At 55.6% G+C, this 23,748-nt stretch carries 16 protein-coding genes; 13 read left to right on the top strand and 3 right to left on the bottom strand.

Annotated features, from left to right (window positions below; all coding sequences use genetic code 11):
• Window positions 1-196 precede the first annotated feature (196 nt).
• Both ygiD and G536_RS0116085 read right to left on the bottom strand, forming a co-directional pair.
• The gene (gene ygiD, locus G536_RS0116090; RefSeq protein WP_051167021.1) at window positions 197-1,033 is read right to left on the bottom strand and encodes a 4,5-DOPA-extradiol-dioxygenase; all 837 of its coding nucleotides are present in this window, start codon (window positions 1,031-1,033) and stop codon (window positions 197-199) included.
• Window positions 1,034-1,673: 640 nt separating this feature from the next.
• A complete protein-coding gene (locus G536_RS0116085) occupies window positions 1,674-3,197 on the bottom strand; it encodes a hypothetical protein (protein ID WP_022824631.1) in 1,524 nt (507 codons plus the stop codon).
• Window positions 3,198-4,132: 935 nt separating this feature from the next.
• Between G536_RS0116085 and G536_RS0116080 the strand changes: the two genes are divergently transcribed.
• The 13 genes from G536_RS0116080 to G536_RS0116020 all read left to right on the top strand — a co-directional run bounded on the left by G536_RS0116080 (window position 4,133) and on the right by G536_RS0116020 (window position 20,477).
• Window positions 4,133-5,128, top strand: a complete 996-nt coding sequence (locus G536_RS0116080; protein ID WP_084708659.1) for a lipase family protein — start codon at window positions 4,133-4,135, stop codon at window positions 5,126-5,128.
• Window positions 5,129-5,655: 527 nt separating this feature from the next.
• Window positions 5,656-6,309: a glycosyl hydrolase 108 family protein gene (locus G536_RS30785; protein WP_022824629.1), complete on the top strand. Its 654-nt coding sequence runs from the start codon at window positions 5,656-5,658 to the stop codon at window positions 6,307-6,309.
• A gap of 52 nt (window positions 6,310-6,361) precedes the next feature.
• Window positions 6,362-7,795 (top strand): hypothetical protein, encoded by a 1,434-nt coding sequence (locus tag G536_RS0116070; protein WP_022824628.1) that lies wholly within the window; start codon window positions 6,362-6,364, stop codon window positions 7,793-7,795.
• Between the two features lie 273 nt (window positions 7,796-8,068).
• On the top strand, window positions 8,069-8,800 hold the full coding sequence (locus G536_RS0116065) for a thiamine pyrophosphate-binding protein (protein WP_026880270.1): 732 nt from the start codon (window positions 8,069-8,071) through the stop codon (window positions 8,798-8,800).
• A 119-nt stretch (window positions 8,801-8,919) separates the two neighbouring features.
• Window positions 8,920-9,675: a hypothetical protein gene (locus G536_RS0116060; protein ID WP_026880269.1), complete on the top strand. Its 756-nt coding sequence runs from the start codon at window positions 8,920-8,922 to the stop codon at window positions 9,673-9,675.
• Between the two features lie 55 nt (window positions 9,676-9,730).
• Entirely contained in the window at window positions 9,731-10,396 is a 666-nt protein-coding gene (locus tag G536_RS0116055; RefSeq protein WP_157530683.1) for a hypothetical protein, read from the top strand.
• The gene (locus tag G536_RS0116050; protein ID WP_022824626.1) at window positions 10,375-11,184 is read left to right on the top strand and encodes a sensor histidine kinase; all 810 of its coding nucleotides are present in this window, start codon (window positions 10,375-10,377) and stop codon (window positions 11,182-11,184) included. The genes G536_RS0116055 and G536_RS0116050 overlap by 22 nt, the downstream gene beginning before the upstream one ends.
• Complete coding sequence (locus G536_RS0116045; protein ID WP_022824625.1) at window positions 11,181-11,849, top strand: response regulator transcription factor; 669 nt, start codon at window positions 11,181-11,183, stop codon at window positions 11,847-11,849. The genes G536_RS0116050 and G536_RS0116045 overlap by 4 nt, the downstream gene beginning before the upstream one ends.
• Before the next feature lie 414 nt (window positions 11,850-12,263).
• On the top strand, window positions 12,264-12,797 hold the full coding sequence (locus G536_RS0116040; RefSeq protein ID WP_022824624.1) for a phage tail protein: 534 nt from the start codon (window positions 12,264-12,266) through the stop codon (window positions 12,795-12,797).
• A gap of 36 nt (window positions 12,798-12,833) precedes the next feature.
• Window positions 12,834-13,388, top strand: coding sequence for a phage tail protein (locus tag G536_RS0116035; protein WP_022824623.1), 555 nt, complete (start codon window positions 12,834-12,836; stop codon window positions 13,386-13,388).
• Between the two features lie 42 nt (window positions 13,389-13,430).
• Window positions 13,431-13,967: a phage tail protein gene (locus tag G536_RS0116030; protein WP_022824622.1), complete on the top strand. Its 537-nt coding sequence runs from the start codon at window positions 13,431-13,433 to the stop codon at window positions 13,965-13,967.
• Between the two features lie 117 nt (window positions 13,968-14,084).
• Window positions 14,085-15,041 carry a methionyl-tRNA formyltransferase gene (locus tag G536_RS30780; RefSeq protein ID WP_022824621.1) on the top strand — a complete coding sequence of 319 codons (957 nt, stop codon included), beginning with the start codon at window positions 14,085-14,087 and terminating at the stop codon, window positions 15,039-15,041.
• Window positions 15,042-15,113: 72 nt separating this feature from the next.
• Window positions 15,114-20,477, top strand: coding sequence for a LamG-like jellyroll fold domain-containing protein (locus G536_RS0116020; protein WP_022824620.1), 5,364 nt, complete (start codon window positions 15,114-15,116; stop codon window positions 20,475-20,477).
• Window positions 20,478-20,910: 433 nt separating this feature from the next.
• Here G536_RS0116020 and G536_RS0116015 read toward each other — a convergent pair whose 3' ends face one another.
• Complete coding sequence (locus G536_RS0116015) at window positions 20,911-23,739, bottom strand: alpha/beta hydrolase family protein (protein ID WP_022824619.1); 2,829 nt, start codon at window positions 23,737-23,739, stop codon at window positions 20,911-20,913.
• Window positions 23,740-23,748 lie beyond the last annotated feature (9 nt).

The raw sequence follows: 23,748 nt of genomic DNA, 5'->3' as shown, positions 1-23,748 counted from the left end.
ACAGTAGATTAACTTAAATCTTCATTATCATGATAACTACGCTACAATATAATAGCACTATTCTCCAAGCTCTATTAAGCTACACATAGGCGCATAAGCTTACCCAACTGGAGTCATATTTATAACTAAACCTACTGACACAAAAAAACACCGACCCATGCGGGCCGGTGTCGTCCAATTTTTTGTTCTATAAAGCCTACTCCCCTATTACAAACGTACGCATACTCATTCCGCCGAAACTAACTTCCTCATAGGCATGGCGAATGGCGTCGTTGGGCTCTGCTAGGGCTAAGCTATAGAGCATGGGAATGTAGTGGTCGGGGGTGGGTACGGCTAGGGGGCCGCTGGCACCGGCTTGCTGATAGTGGGCCAGAGCTAGTAAGTCGCGCTGGTCGATTTTTGCTTTGGCCCACTCATCGAACTCCTGCGCCCAGGCATAGGGCGTAGCATCATCAGCCATGAATTTGGGCATGCTCTGGCGCAGGTTGTGCACGATATTACCGCTACCCAGAATCAGTACGCCCCGGCGGCGCAGAAACTGTAGCTGCCGGGCCAGCTCGGCATGGAAGGTCATGGGCTGGTGGTAGTCGATGCTGAGTTGGAACACCGGAATATCGGCCTCCGGGAAGATGTGGTGCAGCACCGTCCAGGTACCGTGGTCGAGACCCCACTCGTCGGTGGGGTGCGCGTCGGGCAAGGCGGCCAGCACCTCCTGGGCTACATCGGGCGCGCCGGGCGCGGGGTACTGCATGTCGAACAGCTCCTGCGGGAAGCCACCGAAGTCGTGGATGGTTTCGGGCCGCTCATTTACGGCCACGAAGGTACCACGCGTAAGCCAGTGCGCCGATACTACCAGCACTGCCCGCGGCGGTTGGCGGTTGCGAATATCTCTCCCTAACTGGTGCAGGGTTTGGGTGAACGGGTTATCGGCCAGCGCATTCATCGGGGAGCCGTGACCCACGAAGAGCACCGGCATTTTGATGGTCTTTTGGAAGCTGCTGGCGGTTTTATGGAGGTCTTGCAGAGAGTTCATAGGAAAGGCAAATGGCAGCACCGCCAGGGTTTTCAAGAACTCTTTACGGTGCATGAGGTTGGTGGTTTTTACTCAACAAAAGTACCTCTGCCCAAGGCGCGTGACCTTGATGTAGGATAAGAAATGGAAAGCGAACCAGCTCTTCATCTGCGCTTCTGGTCGATATAGCTAAAAGGCATGGACTATCTGCTACCGATTGAAGCTAGTAATGGAGTAGATAGTTGCTTGCCCAACGTTGCTGCACTCTCCGTCGAACCTTGAGACTTGAACGAATAGCAGCAATTTCGCCAATGCCACGGTGCCCAACTACCGCCCAGCAAACCCACCGAAAGGCAGAGTATACAACCACACGAGCAGGCAATATTTCTTACGCATCGAAAAAAGACAAGGAGGGAAAACCGCGGCCTGAGGCCCGCCCCCGCAGGCGCCAGGCAAATCAACCCTATTTTGAAGATGCAGTGCAGCCCAATCTGCATGGACTCAAGCCTAAACTCACTGCACTGGGGTATATATTGATCAGCAACGAGGCCGGCGTGTATTTTTTACGAGGCACCGGCACCGGCACCAGCAAAAAACAACAGCCCGGTCGGACACATGTCCGACCGGGCTGTTGGCACTTAATCTCTGGTCCGTCTAATGTCTAAACCGCAGGCCACTCCATTTCAGCTCCTACCAAAAAGGCAACCTGACCCAGCGTGGGCACGGGCGTTGAAGTAGCAGGTGGCGACATGGTCACGGTGATAGTGCCGGCCGTAGAGTCCTGGCTAAGCTTAGCTTGGTAGTATGATTGTGAACCACCAGCTAACGGAACCCCTAGGAACGATACGCCCCACGAAGACTGCTCCTGAAACACCTGCTGAAACGATGAGAAGTCGGTGCTCGTGTACGTCATTTCGAAGGTCGGCAGCTGACTGATAATTAAGCTGGATACGGTACCAAACGAACCGTCCGCACCGAAGTCATAGGGAGTTGGAATCGTGAATTGGTAGCCACCCACTTTGGGGTCAAAATTGACGGCCTGCTTGATAACAGAAGGCAGCCACCAGCCCGAGGCCGAGGAGATGTCGTAGGTGGCGGGCGTCGGGGTCACCTTCGTTACGCCATTGAAAGTCATCTTTACAACACAGTTTTCAGTTTGCTGGCTGAAGGAGAACATATTGTAGGAAGCACTAGCGTTGCCGCTGATACCAAACCAGCCGATAGAGCCACTACCGCCTAAACCACCATCGGCATGTACCTGCACGGTGTTCTGGTCGATTTTGCTCACGTTCATCGTTACCGAGAAGCTCGCCCCGCCGCTCGTTGGATACAAGGCATTCTGAATAGTAGCAATAGGCTCGGCAATATTAATTGTAGGTACAATGGTAACCACACCGCTGCTACCAGCCGCCTGCATCCAGCCTTGGGTGGCCGTAGCTGGAGCCGGCTGTAGGTTTTTGCGCAGGTTGGCTAATTGGTTATTGCGTGAGAGCACCGACGATTGAATGCCGGACACCTCGCTGGTGTTGGCTAGATAGGTCATCAGGTCATTAACGACGGTATCCGAGTCGAGTGGCATATTGGGCAGCAGAGAAATGGCGTCTAAGCTACTGCGCAGGGCGCCTAGCGTCAGGCCAGCAGCCCCCCACAACACCACTTGGCTTGTGATATACGCCATCTTGGCAGCTAACGTGTTGGCGTTAGCCGAAGCCGGAATAGGTCCAGCAAAAGTGATCCAGTCATTATAGAGCGTGTTGGCCACAGCCGCGTTTTTGTTTACCGCGTCGTTAAGGCTGGCTTCATCCTGGGCCGAAAGCTGGTAGGTGATTCCCGCTACCACGTTGTAGTACGCCGTGGTCAATTCGTTGCCAGCGGCTTGCACGTAGCCCCCCTCCTTGTTGTAGCTGAACACGTTGTTGAGCCACTGGTAAGTACTTAGATTGAACACACCCATATTATTCCAGAACCAGGGAAAATCGCCTAGGGCGGCCTCATCCACCGGCACCATGTTCTTGATGCCTAGGTTGTTGACAACTGTGTCTTGAGCCTGCGTGTTGAGTTCTTGGAAGAACGTATTCTGGATGGGCGCCATCGTGCCACCGGCCTCTACTGATTTGATGGAGTAAGCAGGATTGGGTTGGGTAGCTACAGTTGGCTGGCTTGGTTGAAGAACTTGAGTTTCCATAGTGGACTGTTGGGTAGAAGAATAGCATGTGCCTACTTTGGTGGGGCTGTTCGGCTTGTGCCCATCAATTGTGTCCTTGCGCTTCGGCCCGGTTGGGCTTGTGCCTCAGCCAATTGATATGACAAACCTACCGCCTAGCCTTGGCCTACTTACAGGTAGAAATGCGCGATTTGAAAATTGGGTATTTCTACTTGCTACCCAGCTGCAGCCCCCAATTGGTGCCTTAGGTAGGCCTTGGTGCTTCACCTAAGGCCATTCTCGTTCCACTGCTTCCTTTCCACAATAGGGGCCGGACACCCAAGCAGTGCCATGCCAGGTAGCTTGCTGATAAATGGATGGAACAATATGCATGTACCGCTGCACAGTACGAGAACTGCCCGTATTCCGCAACAGTGACCGAGCCTGACAACCTATGCAGGTAGATTTCTTCAGCGGATTACCCGAGCGCTGATTCACTTAGGCCCAGCAGTGCAGAGGGGCAATGAGAAGTAAATTTTGCCACCCACATTTGATGTTACCAGTTGTTTCCAGCACCATAGGTGTTATAGTCAGGCACTAACCTAACATGAAAAATTATCAATCAGAAAGACCTCGAAATCCATAGGTGAGTGGTGTTTTCACACTAGCGCTTGTGCCTATATGCTACATCAGAGTAGCTGTGGATGCCAAGAAGACAAGGAAACTGAAGCAAGGTAAATTTTTGTAAAACACGGGTTTATACGTGGTTTTTACTGCCTGACAGGTCTTTCTTTTGCAGTAAACAAATCCTAAGCGCTTGTGGGACAGCTAACGGGTTCTACTTCCCGCACCAACCAGGAAATGTATTGCCTTATTGTAAATTTTATATTTCTCTCTAATTCCTGAACTCCTGCGCCATCACGGCAAGCGGATGCTTTAAAGCCTATTCGTTTCCCTATTCCTTATCCACCATCTCTATGACAACAACAACCGATAGTCTGGTTGCCTCGCTAGAAGCGTCGCTTCCAACAGCGCTTACTCTCCAGCAACTGTCTCTGGCGCTGGCCCAGGGAGTGATGGCGGCCTATGATGCTTACAACAACGGCTCTAACAACACGCCTGTGTTGCTGGGTTACCAGATGCTCACTCCTATTTACGTCTGGGAAAGTGACCCTAACATTAGCCCCTTCGCGAGATTGGCGGAAGCCGATGCTGCCGCCCGTACCAAGAAGCAGGCGGCCGCTTACTGCTCGCCACCGCCCACTACCGGTGAGCCGTCGTTTGGCAAGCAACTATTTGGCTTCTCGGCAGTAGCCAACGACTTGTCGCATAATATAGTGGTGTTGCGCGGCACTGTAACACTCGAAGAAGCTGGCTATGACTTGCTGGGGTGGGACCACAACACACCGTGCTTGCTGCCAAGCAGTGGGGCCGGCACGCAGCACCCGTATGGCAATGTCAACTCGGCCCTTTACGACTTCTACACTCGTAGCGACGCCGGCTTGGTTACTTCCCTGGCGGCCTCCTTCCAAGCAGCAGTACGGGCTATTGCCCAGGCTAACCCCGATGCCCCATGGTATGTGGCAGCCCACAGCCTAGGCGGACCACTAGCGACGCTGGGCGCCTTAGATGCGTACTTAAGTGGTAGCTATACAGGCAGTAGTAAGCAACCCGTGGTAATCACCTTCGGTGGCCTGCACCTAGGCGACCAGGCTTTTGCCACTGCTTACCAGGCAGAGTTGCCATTGGGTTTACGCTTCGCTAATCTGTGCGACTTTGTGCCCAGCATGGTTTCCCTGGCTCCCAACACACCCAACGACCCGTATGTGCACGTTGGCGTTCCTGCCACGTTTGTGTGGCAAACGTGGGACGATTGGGGAAATCACTCGATGGAGTGTATCTATTTGCAAATGGTACAAAGCCTGATGTATTGGGAGTTGCTGAAGTTTGGCCCCCGCACATACCCACAATAGAGGCATATCAGCTTAATCTGTGGAGTATACCTGGCTAAGTGAAAGAGCCACAGAGCATAGCGGCTTTCCTCGGTTGTAAAGCTAGGCAAAACAGGCAGCACACGACAGCACACAAATACGATGCTCCCTTAAGTACGGAGCGGCCCACCATATAACTCTAGGACAGGCACCGCAAGTGTTAAGCCCAAGCAAAGCATTGTTTAGGTATTGGTGCGCCCTATTCTACCAGCCTCAACGCTTTAGAGGAAAAAATACACTTGTTGGCATAGCTGGCCCGCACCAGAACGGAACGTGTAAAAAACGTTGCCCTCCTTGTGTTAGGCAACTACTTATGAGCAAGCCTCCCAACAACGCTTCACCTGCAATAACGACTGCACTCATCGACTAGCACAGTAGGCCTAGCTGGCACGGAAGCATCGCGGGGTTGCCGGCTGTGCTTACCTCACTACTACGTGTAAGCTGGCCAATGCCGACTACACTCTAATAACCTGTTCATCTGCTTCATTTTCACCTAATTACTTTCTGTCATGGCTGATTTCGCTGCCTACTTTCCCTTGCTACTACTCAATGAGGGCGGCTACGTATTTGACCCACACGACCCAGGTGGCGAAACCTGGCGCGGCATTTCCCGGGTGTTCAATCCGCATTGGCCCGGCTGGCCTGTACTAGATGCTTATAAAACTAAGCCCGACTGGCCCGCCAACTGCCAAGTAGCCCCACGCAACAAACTGGCTACGGATATATTAGAAAAAGATGCCACCCTAGCCACTCTGGTACGGTCGTTTTACCAAGCTCAGTACTGGGACAATTTGCACTTAAGCAACATCAACAGCCAGTGCGTTGCCAGCCAACTCTGCGACATTGGGGTTAACAGTGGCGTTAGTCGGGTTGGTCATCTGGCGCAATACGTACTGGCTTCGTCGTTTGGCTGGCAAGGCGTTATCGACGGGCAAATTGGCCCAGCTACGCTAACAGCCATCAACGCGGCACCGGCCGAGGCTTATTACGAGGCACTTGTTGCCGTTCGGCGCGCTTTTTACCAGTACCGGGCAGGCCATTCCGTAGCCCCACCTGCGTTGGTAAGCATGCTGCAAAGCGTGCACCTAGCACCCGAGGCAGCCATGCAGCGCTACCTGCCAGCCTGGTTGGGGCGAGTGACTGCCATTCCATACGCGGCGTAAAGGCGCCCTACTTCTGCCCGAGTCTCTTTAGCCAGCACTATCTACCCCTTACATGTTCCTTTGCCTATCTGCTTACGGCCGGCACTTGATAGTGCTGGCGGCACTACTATTATCCCACGGTGTGGTCTGGGCACAGCAGCCGGTTATTCAGCGCATCTATGTGACGGATACCCCCACGCAGGATTCGGTTTTTCAGCTCGGCAACACGATTGCCTTGGAAGTTACGGGCCTCAACCGCTGGCTTAAATTGCAGGAGACGCTGTTGATTACTCAAGGATTCGACCCGCAGCAGGCCCACAGCAAGGCGCGCAATTTGGTGTTATACATTGATGATGCACCCCTGCTGAACATGCCGCCACTGGCGCTATACATCGACGAGTCGGGCGCCGATAAGGTGCTGACAGCTGCTGCTCTGCGCTCGGCTCAAAAATTGGCAGCCAACCCCGACTCGGCTGCTACAGCGGCGCTCATCCCTAAGCTGACAGTTCTGCTGGATGAGTACCCGGTAGGTGTACCCGATAAAATAGTATTTAAGCTGGAGCGCAACGTTGGAAATTATCGGTATTGGGATGTAGTATATCAGTCGCCCTGGGACTACTCTTACACCGGCAAAATTGGGTTGGGCTACGAAGACCGGATATTTACCCAACTGCACCCCAACCATGTGGGCAGTACTATTCGCATCAAGCTAATTGAGCCCGTTACCCTTTGGATTGCTCTTCTGGGTTCGTTGGGCCTAGGCATTGGCTTGCTGACCCTAGGGGCCCGCTCGTGGCTGCTGCGCGTTACTCTGCCACGCGAGAGCAACACGGCATCTATGCCCACACTAGCGAAAGTCAACCCGCCCTTCAACTTAGGCAAAGTACAAATGGCATGGTGGACGTTTATCATCCTAGGCAGTTTTCTGGTTATCTATTGTGTGTCGGGAGAGATGCCGGATATTTCCACTACCTCGCTGGCGCTGCTGGGCATCAGCGGTGGAACGGCGGCAGTGAACGGGCTTATCCGGCGCGACCCGCCCCCGGCCGAGTCCGCAACCGGCCCGTGGCTAACTAGCCGGGGCTGGCTCACCGACATTCTTTCGGATGCGTATGGCTTGAGCATGAACCGGCTACAACAAGTAGTGATTTCGCTGCTGATGGGGTATTTCTTCGTGCGGACAGTGTACAATAGCGTGGCCATGCCGGTATGGACTGATAACCAGATATTGCTACTGGCTGTGAGCAGCGCCACCTACCTTGGCCTAGAATGGCAGAATAACCGCACCCGGGATGCTACCCCAGCAGTTGGTGCTGGTAGCTCGGCTCCCGTGTCTAACCCAGCCTCAGTGGTTTTTGCCGCCCCAGTTATAGCGGCCGTACCCGCAGCAGCAGTTCCTCCCGCTGCCAGCAGCCCAATACCCGATGAGTCAACCGCCACCACAGATACCTCAACTGATGCTGTGCTTACTACCACTATAACTGGGGCGGCCATGCCGATGGCTTAGCCGTTCGAAATGATACTTATCCACCATTCGTCAGGCCCGGCCGGCAGTTCTTTTCTCATTCGCTTAGCTATGCAGTTCACCGTGCTAGAACAGAAATAAGACGAGAAAATCAAGTAGTGACTGGTGAAAGGAAAGCAGGAAAACCACGTAGAAATACGGGGTAGCTTATTCGCGTAATTCTACGCGCAAAAACAGCTTTTCTGGCCGGTTACTTTGCTGAGCAAATAAGTTGATAACGCTCTCTGTTCGGCGGCTAAGCTGCCCCTTCCGCGTATGCTGCCCTCGCCTACTCTCCGCTGGACCCGCGACTACCTATTTGATATTCTGCGTGAGCTAGCCATTCACCATCTTTTTGGGGTGCCCGGCACCAACGAAATTCCCTTGATTGACGGGACGTACTACCCAGAAAATGACGTCACGTACATCGAATGCCTACACGAGAATATTGCCATAGGTGCGGCAATGGGCATGGCCCACCTAACGGGCCTGCCGGGGGTGGTGATACTGCACATTACGCCCGGAATTGCGCATAGCATCGGCAACTTGTTTAACGCAGCTCGGTCGCGCGTACCGCTGGTAGTTATTTGTTGCCAGCAGCAAACTGCACTAGTGACACAGGAGCCACTACTAGCCTCTAACCTAGTCGACCTGGCCCGGCAGTACACCAAGTGGGCGCATGAGATACGCACTCCCGAGGAAATGCCGCTGGTACTCCAACGGGCTTTCAAGGAAGCAATGGCGCCACCCACTGGTCCGGTCTTCGTGGCTATTCCATGGGAATTTACGATGCGCAGTATCGGCCCAAACGACCATGTAACGGGCGTTACGCGCATTTCGCCGCACTTCACCGGCGACCCGCAAGCCCAGAACCCGCTGGTGGTAGTAGGCGACGCGGCCGGCTACGCCGATGCGTGGCCCAAACTTCAGGAATTGGCCGAGTTGCTGGGGGCGCCTGTGCTTCAGCAGAGCTTCCGGTTTCGCCAACAACCAGCTTTCACTCAATGACCCATCAGCTGTTTGGTAGTTCAGTTATTCAACATAGCAATGCCTATCCAGAAGCAAAGTATTGCTAGCTAATGCGTTCTTTCAGAAGATTTAATTTCCACTTCCTCCACACATTCTTTATGGCCGACAACAACACGCTTCCTCCTGCAGTCATTAGCTCAGATGATTTCGAGCAGTACACCAATAATTGGGTGCAATTGATAACCCAAGGCGACGCGGCGCTGACAGCCCTGAATGAAAGCTTCGCGGCGAAGGATGGCAGCCGCGGGCAGTACCTGAGCATGCCAGCCGACTGGGTACGGTGGCTGATATCAACGGTGGGCTGCACCCAGGTGAAGGTCCGGTTCCTACTCACTAAAGACAGGCAGTTCAACTTAACTTTCTATGCGACTGACGCCCAAAACAGCCGGGTATCGGCCTACTACTTGCTCAGCCTTGAGAGTACGGAATTAGGTAATCTGATGGCCGCCATGTATGGCCAGAACTCATCAAGCAGCGACGACCCCAAGATTTCGAGTGGCAACGATGGAACAGGAAGCGTGCAGATACCGCATGGCGTAGCCGGCGACTGGGTGAAAAACTGGCAAGAGGCCGACAAGCTGACGCCCAATATGTTCGCGACTACCTATGGCTTCTTGCGGGGCTACAACTTTCAGCGGGGCGATTTGATGAACAACTTATTCAACATCGATCCGGCAGAGCGGCAGCAGCTGCGAGTTGATTTCGGCCTGCATAAATATTATGCCGCTTACGATAATAATAACCCTCAGCCCACCTATACATTTGGGCTAGTGCTGCGGCTGGTCAACCCTGACGCCAAGACCTCCGACACCCCATTCTACGACATGTCGACCCCGGTGCCGCCCGGTTACTAGCCCTACTTAGTTTAGGGCAGCCAGTCCTTACTTAGTTTTAAACACCTTACTGCCTGTGCATGATATTTTACAACTGACTATACCGCAGCTACTGATGCGCCTCACGCCCTTGCCGATGCTAATAGCTGGAATTATCGGTTTGGTGCGCTTCCGTCAGCTTTCGCCTAGCCTGCGCTACCTCGCCGTCGGCCTCAATGGCTTTTTGCTGCCGCTGAACCTAACCGGGCTGGTTTTCCTGTTTCTGCACCGAAACAACCTGTTTCTGATGCCCATCTACACCATTGGGGAACTGTGGATTCTGGTTTTGGTATACAGGCAAGAGTTACGCTCTCCTGCCTTTACGCGCTTGGTGCCGTGGCTTATAGGCGCTTTTACTTGCTACGCAGTGCTTGATACCGAGTTGGCTCGGCCAGACTTCACCCAGTTTCGGCCGAGCCAACAGATACTTCAAAGCTTTATTGTGCTGATACTAGTGGGGCTCTATTTTCGGAAAGTAATCAGTGAGCTATGGATCGTTAGCTTGGTTAAAGAACCGATGTTCTGGATATCGGCAGGCTTGCTCATCTACTTTTTAGGCTACTTACAGATTGCGCTTTTCAGCAATTACTTGCTCCAGTATTCCCGGACGCTTAACATGAACGTTTGGGCCGTACATTCGCTGCTGTTCATCGTGCTCTATATGTGTTACTGCCGGGCGTTATGGCTTCCCCTTCAGAAGTAAGCTTTGGCCAGTTACTCTACAGCGGTATTGCCTTTATGCTGCTAGCGGGGGGGGCGTTGCTAAGCTTCCTCATTGCCTATCAGCGGCGGGTGTTGCAGCAGCAACTCCAGCTTCAACAAGTAGAGACGCAATACCAATTACAATTACTAACCGCCACCGTGGAGGCTCAGGAAGGAGAGCGGGAACGTATCGGCCAAGATCTGCACGATAGCCTGGGCTCGGCGTTGGCCACTGCAAAGCTGCTGGTGAACCGGTTAAGCAATGGGCCAGTAATTGAGAGTCAAAAGTCTTCGCTAACGCTGCTAGAACAAGCCATGACCACCATGGTGCAAGACGTCCGTACCATTTCTCACAATCTGTACCCGGCCATACTCGCCCGGTTTGGTTTAGCAGAAGCTATTTACAACCTAGTAGACACATGCAATGAAGCTGAAAAGCTGCCGGTTGAGCTGACCATACATTACAATCAGTCGCTGGACTTGGCGCAGGAACTCGCGCTGTACCGCATCTGCCAGGAACTGCTGACAAATGCGTTAAAGCACGCCGAAGGGGCTACGGTTCTGCTAATTGACTTGCAGCAAACCGACTCGCACCTTACCCTGACGGTGGAGGACGATGGGTGTGGCTTTGCCTCCCCCCTGACCCGCCACCCAGCTGGCCCTGGGGCGGGCTTGCGCAGCATTGCAGCCCGTGTGCAATTATTGCGCGGAGAGCTGCACTATCCCCGAAACAAGGAACGCGGCAGCTGCACTATCATTAAGATACCAATTAGTCACGCAACTCTATGACTACTCCACTAGCTGGCATACACGTAGCGCTACTCGACGACCATCCCCTATTTCGACAGGGATTGTGCCATCTGTTGCAAGACCTGCCCTACGTAGAAACGATAACCGAAACAGCTAATTTGCCAGAGCTATTGGTGGTGTGCCGCCAACGGCTACCCGACGTGCTACTGCTCGATTTGCAGATGCCTGAGCACGATGGTGGAGAAGTCGCGCAGGTGCTCCTTAAAGAGTTTCCTGAGTTGAAGATTATTGTGCTATCGATGTTTGCCGCCGATAAGTACATCACGCAAATGATGAAACTGGGGGCTCGTAGCTACTTGCCCAAAGATGCTAGCCAATCAGAGATAATTCACGCCATCAGTGAGGTTCTGACGACGGGCTACTACCTCACGGCCCGCATCTCGCGGGCTGTCACGCGGGGCATTCAGGAGCCCACCCGAAAACGCTCCTCCTCGCTATTTGACCCTATCTATTTCACTCCCCGCGAAAAAGAGGTACTACGGCTAATGTGCCAAGGACTAACCAACTTGAATATTGCCGAAAAACTCTTCATTAGCAGCCGTACAGTGGAGGGATACCGGCAGCGGTTACTGGAAAAGACCGAAAGTTCTAATACAGCCAGTTTGATTGTGTATGCTGTGAAAAACGGGTTTATTGAAACCTGACGCATGCATGTGAGAAGGAGCAGGAGAAGAGCATTGAAAGTACGAGTGAATGAAACCAGACAGGACATGCGCTTTTAATTCTAAGCGCGACAATTAAGCTACCCAATACCTATTGCGAGAAATTGCTCAGGCCAAGAGCCTCGGCAACATAAAGTCCACTAGAATACCAATCAGCAGCAAGTCATCTGCCAGGCCTTAACCAGCAAACAGGTCAGAACCATCTACTCGAAGAGTTAATTATCGAGGGTGCGTGCTTTCTGGCCTAGCCGTCTACCTCAAACTTCCTTATGTGTTCCGGCCGCAGCGGGCAATACGATGCTAGCGCCTAGTGCGGTAACAGCTTTGCCACTAAAGAGCTGTGCGCCTACAGAGCCGCAGCGGCAATTATTATTCATTCTTTAACCCCAATTCATCATGGATCCATTCTTGGGCGAAATCCGCCTGATGCCGTACTACTTCGCGCCTGCTAATTGGCTGCCCTGCGACGGCCGGTTGTTACCAGTCCGTCAGAATACGGCCCTTTTTTCGTTGCTAGGCGCTCTGTACGGTGGCGACGGGCAAAACAGTTTTGCTTTACCCGACCTTCGTGGCCGCGCCATTGTAGGCATGGGCCAGGGAGCGGGGCTACAATCCTACAGCCAGGGCGAGCAAACCGGGACGGAAAGCGTAACGCTACAGGCCGTACAACTGGCCCAACACAGCCATACGCTAGCGGCATCGGTACCGGTAACTAGCGCTACGGGCACCACTGGCTCGCCGCAGGGGGGCGTCTACGCCTCCACGTCGTCGGAGCAATACGGGTTTTCGGGCACGAACGGCAACATGGCCAACCTGCTTACTGGCACCACCGTGCCGGCCGGTGGCAACCAAGCCCACGAGAACCGCATGCCGTTTCTGGCCCTCAACTACTGCATTGCTACGCAGGGCATATACCCGCCGCGCCAGTAAGCTCTGGTTTCCATTCACCTTCTCAAGCTCTCAAGCATGTCTACTCCATACGTCGGCGAGATTCGCACCGTCGGCTTCAACTTCGCGCCGCAAGGCTGGGCTTTCTGCAACGGACAGAGCTTGTCAATCTCTGAAAATCCGGCACTTTACTCTCTAATAGGCACTAGTTACGGTGGCGACGGGCAATCCAATTTCAACCTACCCAACCTACAAAGTCGCTTGGGGGTAGGCAGCCAAGGCCAAATGCCGGCACCGGGCCTAACAACCTATGCACTAGGGCAGCAGGCCGGGGCTGATTCCGTGACGCTCAATACCTTACAGATACCACCTCACCAGCACCCGTTTTCCGCTACGCTGGCAGCGGCGTCTGGGGGCACTCCCACCAACGACCCCAAGGGCGCTTACCCAGGGGCAGGACCAAGCACGGCCTACGCCGGGTCGGGGGGCGCCAACCAATACCTAGATGTGAGTGCTCTAACTGGCTTGGCGCAGCCAAACCCCGGCAGTCAGGCGCACTCCAATATCCAGCCCGTGCTGGCACTGAACTACATCATCTGCCTAGAGGGCAATTATCCGCCGCGGCAGGATTAGGCCCTCTGTCTATTCTTTCACCTCTCTTTTGCTAGTGTTACTATGGACGAACCATACCTCGGCGAAATTCGCCCTATATCCTTTCCATACGCGCCCAAAGGCTGGGCTTTCTGCAACGGCCAGTTGCTGGCCATCAACGGCAACCAAGCGTTATTTACGCTGCTAGGCACCACGTTCGGCGGCAACGGCCAAACCACGTTCGGCCTGCCCGATTTGCGGAGCCGGGTACCCGTGGGTGCGGGTCAGTTGTCGGGCGGCTCATCCTATACTCAGGGCCAGATGGGCGGCTCGGAATCGGTAGCGCTCAGCCTTGACCAAATTCCGACGCACATGCACGCCATTACCGGCACGCTGCAAACGGCGCCCGAGGCGGAAGAAACCAGTCCAGTAAACGGATTCCCGGCCAAAGGTGGCGCCGCCGAATACAGCACTGGGCCAGGAAATACCAATTTGCTGTCGGGGCCTCTTGCGGGCAGTACCGGCACAACGGGTGCTGGGCAAGCCCACGAAAACCGCATGCCGGTGCAGGCTATCAACTATGTTATTGCGCTGCAAGGCATTTTCCCTTCGCGGCCCTAAAGCACTGGTTGGGTGGCCATCTGTTGCGGCCGGCTCGGCATTGGCGGCAGTAGATGGTTACGCGGGTTTTAAGTCAACACGCGAGAGTTTCTATCCTTATAGTTTATCGTTACCAGCATGCGCATAGCCGTTATTATTAGCAGCTTTTTGGGGTGGCCTCTGTTGCAGAACCTGCTCACACAAGGTGTAGTAGCTGGGGTAGCCGTGCCCGCCAACGGCCGCGACGAAGCGGAGCAGCTACACCAGTGGCTGGTGCAGGCCGGTGCGCCCCCGCGCCGCTTGGCGCGCGCCGGCCTAACACTTGACCTAACGGCTTGGCTGGCGGATTTGCGCCCTACGGCTGTGCTGGTGCTCACCTTTCCATGGCGCATTCCGGCGGAAGTGCTGCGTATGCCGCCGCAGGGCTTTATCAATGCGCATTTTGCGGCTTTGCCTGGTTATCGCGGGCCGGAGCCTACGTTTTGGCAACTCCGCAATGGCGAAGCCGCCGGCGCCGTGACCATGCACCGTATGGAAGTGGACTTTGATACCGGCCCTATTCTGGCGGCCACGCCCGTTTCCATTGGCCCGCATGATACCCACGGCCTGCACCGCGCCCAACTGGCGTTGGCAGCAGTGCACACGGGCCGGCAATTGCTAGATGCCCTGCGTACGGGCACCCCTGGCCAACCGCAGGATGAAGCCGTGGCCCGCTACTGGCCTCGCCCTACTCTGCCTGACCTGTGCATCAACTGGCAGGAACCCGCCGAGCCAATAGCCCGACTAGTGCGCGCCACCAACCCCTGGAACCGAGGCGCCCTGGCGGCTTTGCGCGGGCAACCGCTACGCATACTTAGTGCCACGCCGCGCCCCGAAACTGTGGCGGCGCCCCCCGGAACGGTAGTGCTGGCCGTGCCCGGCCAGGCCTTGCTGGTGGCCTGCGGCCTAAGTCAGGTCATTCAACTCGACATGGTAGCCCTCGACGAAGGCTATTTCACGGGAGAGCAACTGGTTGGCTTAGGCATACAGCCTGGAGAAGTACTGGGTACGCTGCCGCTCCCGGTGGCCAGTACGCCACAGCTACAGCCGAGTTAATTGCAGATATATATATCTATTAATAAGACACATAGCTTAATAAGCACCTATAACCATTTTTCAGCAGCTGCTATGAAATTTAAACTGCTACTCGTATGGCTGCTCCTACTCAGCACCGTAGAAGCCAAAACCCAAAATCTGCTTCGGCAAGAGTCGTTTGAGACGGACGGAGAGAATTCCCGGTACACCTCTACTACGTACACCACCGGATTGACTGGCAGTACCAACCAGTATTTCCTTCGGGCTTCCAACAATACCCTCTCCACTCCTAATCCGGTAGTGGGTTTCTACCCCGCCAACGGAATAACTGGCGGCGCGCTGGACGGCCAGTTCTATTGGGCGGGTGAAGGCGTGCGGGGACCGGCCAACAACAACCTTCGGAGTGCTGGTACGGTCACGCTAAGCCCGATATCAGTAGCTGGCAATAGCAACTTGCAGGTGCATGTCGCCTTATATGTTGGGCAGCGCTCCAACCCCAGTATCAACTGGGAGAACGACGACAAAATAGAAATTCAAGTGCAGCTCGACGGTGGGGGCTGGAACACGGTGGGCCGCTTTGTGGGCGACAACGCCAACCCAGGCACTGGCGGGGCCATGCGACAAGATCTGAACCTGAACGGCGTTTCGTCTGATGAACTCGGTAATAATTCCGTCCTGACGCAAACGATGACCAACTTCACCTTTCTGGTGTCGGGTACAGGCTCGTCGCTCGCTGTGCGGGTGGTGGCAGACCAGAACGGGCTAAGTGAGGAATTTGCCTTCGACAACATCCGGGTGTTTGGAAACCCGAGCGGCAGTGCGGCGCCAGTACTGTCCAACATCGAAGGCACCGCGCTGAACTATGCGGAAGGCGCTCCGGCTACCCAGGTTACCAACACCCTCACCGTCACCGACGCGGACAATACCACCCTGAGCGGTGCTACCGTGAACATTCTAAATTTCGATGCCACGGAGGATATTCTGCTGTTCACCAACCAGAACGGCATTACGGGCAGCTTCGCTACTGCAACGGGTACCCTAACGCTAACGGGCACTGCTTCGCTGGCTGCCTACCAGGCGGCCTTGCGCTCGGTGCGCTACCAGAACACCGATGCAGTAAATGCCACGGACGGCATCCGAACCATTCGGTTTTCGGTGACAGATGCCTCCTCTACGGGTAGCAACGTGGTGGCGCGGGGTATTGTGGTTACGTCTAGCCTTGATGCGGCGGCTCCGCTGCCTTACCTCGACGACCTGACCAACGACGGCGAAGGCACCCGCTACAGAAGCAACAGCTTTGCGGGCAACAACGGGGCGGCCTTCTTCCGCACCAACATCCCGAATACCAACGCCAACGGCCCCTGGTACGCCAACGGCGCTTCGGTTACGAATTTCACCAACATCAGCAACGGCTACTACTGGTACGCGGCAGGCACCGGCAACCCCGTCAACCCGGCGCCGGTGAACGTTGGCACCTTCATAACCAAACAGGTGAATACGGTCGGTTACACAAACGTACGCTTCAAGATCCTGCTAGGCGCCACCCTCAATGCCTGGGACCTCAGCGACTACTCCAAGTTCTACTACCGCATCAACGGGGGCAGCTGGGTGATTTTTGCCTCGTTCCGCGGCACTCAACCAGTGTCCACTAGCAGCGGCAGTATGTCGCAGGATGTAGACCCCACCAACCTGACCAACCCACCCACAGGCACGGCCCTGACTCCAGCCCTAACTCAGTTCGACTTCCCGCTGCCCGCTACTGTGAACGGCCAGCAGGTAGATTTCATGCTGGAAATCCTCAACGACGAGGCCACGAATAATGGTGAAACCTTTGTTTTTGATAAGATTGAAGTGACGGGCACGCAAATGATGCCCCCAACGGTGACAACGGCGGCAACTACTTCCATCACAACCACCAGCGCGGTGTTGGGTGGCAACGTAACCGCCGACGGAGGGGTGGCGGTCAGCTCCCGCGGCGTGGTATATAGCAGCAGCAACTCCACTCCTACCGTGGGCGGAGCCGGGGTAATGGCAGATGCCAATGGCTCTGGCTTGGGTTCGTTCTCAAAAACTATCAGCGGCCTGACACCCGGCGTCGTGTATTACGTGCGCGCCTACGCCGTCAACCCGGTAGGCACCAGTTACGGCAGTGTAATAAGCTTCACGACCACGCCCACCGCGCCCGTGGTGACTACGCCCGCCAATGGCAGCATCACCAACGACAACACGCCCACTTACTCGGGCACCAGCCTCGCTAACAGCACTATTACCGTGTACGTGCGGCCTAATGGCGGCAGTTTCGCGCCTGTTGGCACAACGGTGGCAAGCTCGTCGGGCACTTGGAGCTTCACGCAGCCTACGGCGCTACCTACCGGCTCAACGGCGGTGTATGCTACAGCGGTGGTGAGCGGCTCGGCGGCTAGTGCCCAGAGCAGCACCAACACCTTTACGATTGACACGGTGATACCCACCGCCACTATCACGCGCCAGATTCCGGCGGCTATCATCACCAACGTCACGTCGCTGACCTTCCGCGTTACATTCAGTGAATCTGTGAGCGGGGTGAGTGCCAGCAGCTTTGTGCTGGCCACCACCGGCACGGCCACGGGCACTATTGCCAGCGTATCGCCCGTGAGCAGCACCACCTTCGACGTGGTAGTAAATAGCGTGAGCGGCAACGGTACTTTGGGCTTGAATCTGAAAGCTACTGCTTCGGGCGTGACGGACTTAGCCGGTAACGCCCCGGCTGGTGTCACGGGCCCCACTTACACCATCGACCAGACGCCTCCCACGGCAGTCATTAGCAGCTCAGCCGGCCCTAACAACAGCACCACCACCACAACCCCCATTCCGTTCACGGTGACTTTTTCGGAAAATGTAACGGGGTTTGCAGCAAGCAGCGTGACCATAAGCAACGGCAGCCTAACGCCGGGCAGTTTTACGGCCGTTAGCGGCACTACTTACACCTTCACCGTGACGCCTACTACCCCCGGCGTAGTAACAACCGTAACCATAGCGGTGGGCGTGGCGCAGGACAATGCCGGCAACAACAACACGGCTGCCGGGCCATTTTTAATCACCTATTTCCCACCCTCCACATCTGCGCCAGTAGTCTTTACCCCAGCCAACGGCAGCACTATCAACACTGCCACCCCAGTGTACACGGGTACAGCTACCATTGGCAGCACTGTAACTGTGTATGTAGATGGAGCCAGTATTGGCACCACTTCCACCGACGCGGCCGGCAACTGGAGTTACACGCAACCTTCGCCCCTGCTCAACGGCTCGTACCAGGTACATGCCACAGCCCAGCTCAGTGGCCAAGCCATGAGCGTCATCAGCAACACCAACCGCTTTACGGTAGCACTGGCCGCCTCCTACACCAGCAGCACAGCCACGCAGGCCAGCACAGCCCGCGTAGCGGCGGGCAGTACCAACCAAGTGCTACTGCAAGTGGCCGTTACCATTGGTGGCGGTACTGGCTCGCCGCTAAGTGCCCAGTCATTTTCGTTCACCACCAATGGTAGCACGGCACCAGCAGATATCAATGCAGCTCGTCTGTTCTTCACCGGTACCAGCAATACCTTCGCTACCACCACCCTATTCGGTGGCGCCATTACGAATCCGAACGGTAGCTTCACCATCACCGGCAACCAGCAGCTGACTGCGGGCACCAACTACTTCTGGCTGGCGTACGACGTGGCTCCCAATGCTCCGAATGGCAACCTACTCGACGCTACCTTTACCAGCCTGACCGTTGGAAGCATTGCCCGAACCCCGCTCGTGACCAACCCAGCGGGGAGCCGTGAGATATTTCGAACGGACCGCGTGGCAGGTACGGCCCTGCGCTTTGTGGGAGGCAATACGGCCGGCGCCATCAACTTCAGCGCCGATGCTACCAACCCGGCCCCCATTCTGGGGCCACAGTACACGCAGGCTGTTTGGTTGAAACCCGCCACTGGCACCGGCAACACCACGTATTACGTGCTGGGCAATGGCACCGGCAACACAGCAGCGCCTTACATGTTCGTGACGGGTAACGGCCGCTTGGGAGTGGGCTTTGGCACGGGTAGCGGGACAGTAAGCCAACAAACCGGACCCAATACCATAGCAGCGGGTGAGTGGAGCCATGTGGCAGCTACGTACAACGGCAGCGCGCTGATAGCATATCTCAATGGAGTGGCTGTCATCAACCTGCCTATCAACAGTGCGGTGGCCGCCACCCGCGTCAACTTCCTTGGCAACGTAGCCGTGTCAGGCAGTAATAACTTCCCCGGCGACATCGACGAAGTAAGCCAATGGAGCCGGGCACTAAGCCAAACGGAAGTGCGGCTATTGCGCCACCTCACGCTGCGAGGCACAGAATCCGGGCTATTATCGTACCTCCAGTTCAACGACCAAGGCACTACCACAACCGACGTGGTTAGGGGCACGGTGGGCACGCTTACCGGCAGTACTACCCGCGTGAGCAGCACTGCACCCGTTAGCCTGGGTACGAGCAATGCGCAAACGGTAGTGGGCACCGGCACCTACGGCTTCTCGGGTACCAATGTGGCTATCAACTTCTCTTCTACTGGCGGTGCCCCTTATGAAGTAGTGGTCAGCCGCCTCAGTGGCCCGCCGCTGGGTACCCAGCCCAGTACGGCCGGCTTGCAGCGGACGTTCAACCAAGCGTACTGGATTGTCAACCGGTATAGTAGCAGCGACTTCACGGCCACCGTCACGTACACCCTTACGCCCGCAGATATTAGTCCTGCCGATGCTGCTACGCCCGCTAACCTGAAGCTCTTCAAGCGCGGCAGCAACAGCGACACCGCATTCGAGCCCCCTATTTCGGCAGTCAGCGCCAGCGCTACTAATGGCACCGTTACGTTTCCCGTTACCTCGTTTAGCCAAACGGTTATTGGCACGCTCGGCTCTTCGCCTCTGCCCGTAGAGTTAGTGAGCTTCACAGCCCAAGCGCAAGGCCCCGATGCCCTGCTCCGCTGGATAACGGCCCAAGAGAAAAACAGTGCCTATTTCGAAGTGGAAAGTAGCACCGATGGGCGCATGTTCCGCGCCTTGCACCGCGTAGCTGGCCAGGGCACTAGCTCGGCACGTCACCAGTACGAATGGGTTGATAAGGCAGTGGCGCGCTACCAAGCACCGCTTATCTATTACCGCCTGCGCCAAGTAGACCTGGATGGTACTGTGGCCTATTCGCCCGTGCAGACGGTGAAGCGAGAAGCAGCAAAGCCTTACCTGATGCTGGTCCCGAACCCCACCCACGGCCTGTCGAAGCTGACCGGCGCCACACCCGGAGCACAGGTTCAGGTACTGGATGCCGTCGGGCGCTTGGTCGTAGCGACAAGTGCAGATACAACGGGTACAGCGGTATTGGTGCTACCAATGGGGCAGCCAACGGGGGTGTACATAGTACGCACCGGCACGCAAACGCTTCGCTTGGCGGTGAACTAATGATGTATTTGTCGGGAGATAACCAAGTTCGGAGACTTCGCGCCCACCGACATCCGGCGTAGTCTGCTACGCTACTAGGGCGTGGTGCACATTCCCGGCACCAAAAGCCGCTAGAACTATAGAGCAAAAAGTGGCCGCTGTAGAGAGGCAAATGGAAAGAATAAGTGGTATGTTAATCCGAAAAACTTGGAATCAACGACCCAAGAAAGAAGCGAAAAGGCATACCAAAAACTACTATATATCTCGAGTAACAATCAAGACTGAACCTCTATTACCACTTTCCCAAAGCGGCGAGTATCACTAGGCATGTCCTATCCCGATAGTCTTTGTTAAATAAGACCTATCTGTGCTACCAATCGTAGGCAAATAGCAAGGGCCGGAGCAGCTAACTGCTCCGGCCCTTGCCGTTGTTTCGCCGGGGTAAAGCCCGCTTCTACATCCCGTTGCCTTTGGAGAGGTCCAGGCCCCAATTACGGCCTTTCTCTACGGCGGGCACTCCTTTCTCCAGCCATACTGGAGCGGGGGCACCTTTCAGGTAATGGTCGAAGAATTGCAGTTCCCGAATGGAAATGTCTTTGCGGTTTTCGCGCTTTACTAGGTTGTGGGCCTCCCCGTTGTACTGCAGCAACCACACAGGCTTACCCAAGCGGCGCAGGTCGGTGAACATTTCAATGCCCTGATACCACGGCACAGCGCCGTCGGCATCGTTCGACATGATAACCACCGGCGTTTGCACCTTGGGCAACGCAAACAGCGGCGAGTTGCGGATGTAGAGCTCGGGCTTTTCCCAGAGAGTGCCGCCGATGCGGCTCTGGGTGCGCTCGTACTGGAACTGCCGGCTCTGGCCCGATTCCCAGCGGATACCACCATAGGCCGACGTCATGTTCACGACGGGAGCTCCGGCCCACGCGGCGGCGTACATGTTGGTTTGGGTGATGAGGTAGGCTACCTGGTATCCGCCCCAGCTCTGGCCCTGAATGCCAATGTGCGCCCCGTCCACCCAGTTGTTTTTCTTCAATGCTTCCACACCAGAGTTGATGAATTCCACGGCCGACGGGCCCGGCTCGCCAATGGTGTAGCTGATATCGGGCGTGAACACCAAGTAGCCGTTGCTGGCGAACATGGCAATATCGAGCCGCGAAGGAGTGGGCGCGGGCGCTTGGTAGCGGTAGATGCCTTCCGACACCTTCTCGTAGAAGTACGCCACCATAGGGTACTTCTTGTTGGGGTCGAAGTCTTCGGGTTTGTAGAGGACGCCGGTGGCCTTATAGCCCTTGGGAGTGGTCCAGTGCACCAGTTCGGCGGTGAACCAGTTGTAGTCCTGTTGCTGGGCGTTGATGGCGCTGAGCTTCGTTTCTTTTTTCAAGTCCGTACTCACGTACACGTCGGCCGGCTGGCTTACGCCAGACTTGGTATACACCAAGTTTTTGGCATCCTTGGCCTGTAGCAACGCGGAGTAACCCATGGGTGCCATTACAACGAGTTCGGGGGCTTTGGTGCTAGCTAGGGCCTTTTTATAGAAGCCCCATTCTTTGCTATCATCGTGCTGTACTTGCAGCCACAAGGTCTCGTTGGGCTCGATAAACTTCTGCTCCTCCACGGGCATCCGGTAGCGGAAGCGCAGCTTATTTTTGCGGCCCAGGCCATTGGTGAAGTTGGTGGCCGTGCCCGTCTTGGGGTCAACTTTCCACATGTCGTACCGGTCGTAGAGCAATACGGCCGCATCGTTCTTGGCCCAGGCCGCCAAGCCGTAGGCTTCCGGGTCGGTGGGCGAGTCGTTTTCCTCATCCGCGAAGGACACCCCGGTTTTACCGGTCAGGTTGGTGGTTTTGCGGGTGGCTACGGCAAAGGAAAACCAATTTTGGGTGGCGTGGTCGTACCACACGGCATAGTCGCCATTAGGAGAAATCTGAAAGCGGCTTTTGGCAGCCTTGGGGTTGATGGCAATGCGGTTGCCGGTTAGGGTGGATACCAAAAACGCTTGTTTCAGGGTGCTACCCTGCCACTGCATTGAGATGCGCTTGGCCGTGTCGGTTACGGCCAGCACGTACTCAGCATTGGTATTGTCGGCCATGTACGAGTCGCGCAGGTACTCGTCTTCCAACTGCACGAATTGGTTGCCCCGCTTGGGGTAGATGACGGCCAGGTAGTTGCGCTGCAAATCCTTCTTCAGATTTTTCAGCTGCATGGGTTGCAGGTAGTCGTCCTTGTAGTTCCAGATGTCGAGCTTGGCGTGTTCAAAATCGACCAGCGTGGTATCCTGCGGAATGGGGTCGGGGGCGGTGCCGAAAAAAAGCTTGTCGCCGTTCTTGCTGAACAGCACTTTTCCGAATCCGCTCGGCGACCAGCCCGCCTTCAAGCCTTTGGCCCCGGGCTGTAGCAACGCGGTAGCACTGTCGGCCAAGAAGTTGGCATAATAGAGCGTAAAGGGCTTTGCCAGGGCTTTTTCGGGGTGCTTCTCGGCCGTGAAGGCCAACTGCTTGCCGGCGTCGTCGAAGGCCAAGTTCTTATACACGCCTTTGCCGGCGCTCATCCGCTTAGGCGTGGCCGCACCCAGGTCGTACACGAACAGGCCTGATTGCACCGTTTTATTGTTCTTGGGCGCGGAAACCGCAAACGCCGTCCGGTTGCCCAGCTTACTAACTTGGTAATCGGTTACGGCCGCAAACTCGCGCAAAGCGCCGTTTTGCAGGTTCAACACCGAGAGGGTACCGGCTTCCTTCTTGGCATTAAGCAGGTTGTCGGTAATTTTCTTGAGCGTGTCGGTCGGGGCTTTTTTCGCCGCTTCCTTCACCTGGGCCTGCATGGTCAGGAAAGCTACCACTGAGGCTTTCTCCGCCAGTTGAAAGGACTTGACGTTGGCGTACCGGGTGAGCTTTCCGGTTTCCAGGGCAAAAACCCCCAGGGAGTCCTTGGGCATTTCCTCGGGCTTTTTCTTCTTGATTTTAGCCTGCCGGACGTCCTTGAACAACGGCTTGATGGCAAACACCACGAACCGGGAATCAGCGGTAAACAGGGCTGAATCGCCGCGGGCTACCTGCCCTACGGTGCGGTTGCCACTGGTTTTGATGTAGAGGGTGCCGTCGCCTTGCTGAGGCTTCACTTGGTACAGCACATACTTGCCGTTGTTGCTGATTTTCTGGCTGGTCACGCTTTCCCATCGGTCATACACCGTGTGGTCGAGCGGCTTTTTGGCGGGCTGCTGGGCTAGTGCCGGCGGCAGGTAGGCCAGGCCAGCGAAGAGAAGTAGGAGTTTACGCATTGGAATTGT

Source organism: Hymenobacter norwichensis DSM 15439, from assembly GCF_000420705.1.
GTDB classification, from domain to species: domain Bacteria; phylum Bacteroidota; class Bacteroidia; order Cytophagales; family Hymenobacteraceae; genus Hymenobacter; species Hymenobacter norwichensis.
The sequence above is the reverse complement of the archived record's forward strand: the minus strand, read 5'-3'. Positions and strand labels throughout refer to the sequence as shown.

Excerpts from the sequence above, each read along its gene's own strand:
- ygiD (WP_051167021.1), bottom strand. The coding sequence starts at position 1,033 with ATGAACTCTCTGCAAGACCTCCATAAAACCGCCAGCAGCTTCCAAAAG.
- G536_RS0116085 (WP_022824631.1), bottom strand. The coding sequence starts at position 3,197 with ATGGAAACTCAAGTTCTTCAACCAAGCCAGCCAACTGTAGCTACCCAA.
- G536_RS0116080 (WP_084708659.1), top strand. The coding sequence starts at position 4,133 with ATGACAACAACAACCGATAGTCTGGTTGCCTCGCTAGAAGCGTCGCTT.
- G536_RS30785 (WP_022824629.1), top strand. The coding sequence starts at position 5,656 with ATGGCTGATTTCGCTGCCTACTTTCCCTTGCTACTACTCAATGAGGGC.
- G536_RS0116070 (WP_022824628.1), top strand. The coding sequence starts at position 6,362 with ATGTTCCTTTGCCTATCTGCTTACGGCCGGCACTTGATAGTGCTGGCG.
- G536_RS0116065 (WP_026880270.1), top strand. The coding sequence starts at position 8,069 with ATGCTGCCCTCGCCTACTCTCCGCTGGACCCGCGACTACCTATTTGAT.
- G536_RS0116060 (WP_026880269.1), top strand. The coding sequence starts at position 8,920 with ATGGCCGACAACAACACGCTTCCTCCTGCAGTCATTAGCTCAGATGAT.
- G536_RS0116050 (WP_022824626.1), top strand. The coding sequence starts at position 10,375 with ATGGCTTCCCCTTCAGAAGTAAGCTTTGGCCAGTTACTCTACAGCGGT.
- G536_RS0116045 (WP_022824625.1), top strand. The coding sequence starts at position 11,181 with ATGACTACTCCACTAGCTGGCATACACGTAGCGCTACTCGACGACCAT.
- G536_RS0116040 (WP_022824624.1), top strand. The coding sequence starts at position 12,264 with ATGGATCCATTCTTGGGCGAAATCCGCCTGATGCCGTACTACTTCGCG.
- G536_RS0116035 (WP_022824623.1), top strand. The coding sequence starts at position 12,834 with ATGTCTACTCCATACGTCGGCGAGATTCGCACCGTCGGCTTCAACTTC.
- G536_RS0116030 (WP_022824622.1), top strand. The coding sequence starts at position 13,431 with ATGGACGAACCATACCTCGGCGAAATTCGCCCTATATCCTTTCCATAC.
- G536_RS30780 (WP_022824621.1), top strand. The coding sequence starts at position 14,085 with ATGCGCATAGCCGTTATTATTAGCAGCTTTTTGGGGTGGCCTCTGTTG.
- G536_RS0116020 (WP_022824620.1), top strand. The coding sequence starts at position 15,114 with ATGAAATTTAAACTGCTACTCGTATGGCTGCTCCTACTCAGCACCGTA.
- G536_RS0116015 (WP_022824619.1), bottom strand. The coding sequence starts at position 23,739 with ATGCGTAAACTCCTACTTCTCTTCGCTGGCCTGGCCTACCTGCCGCCG.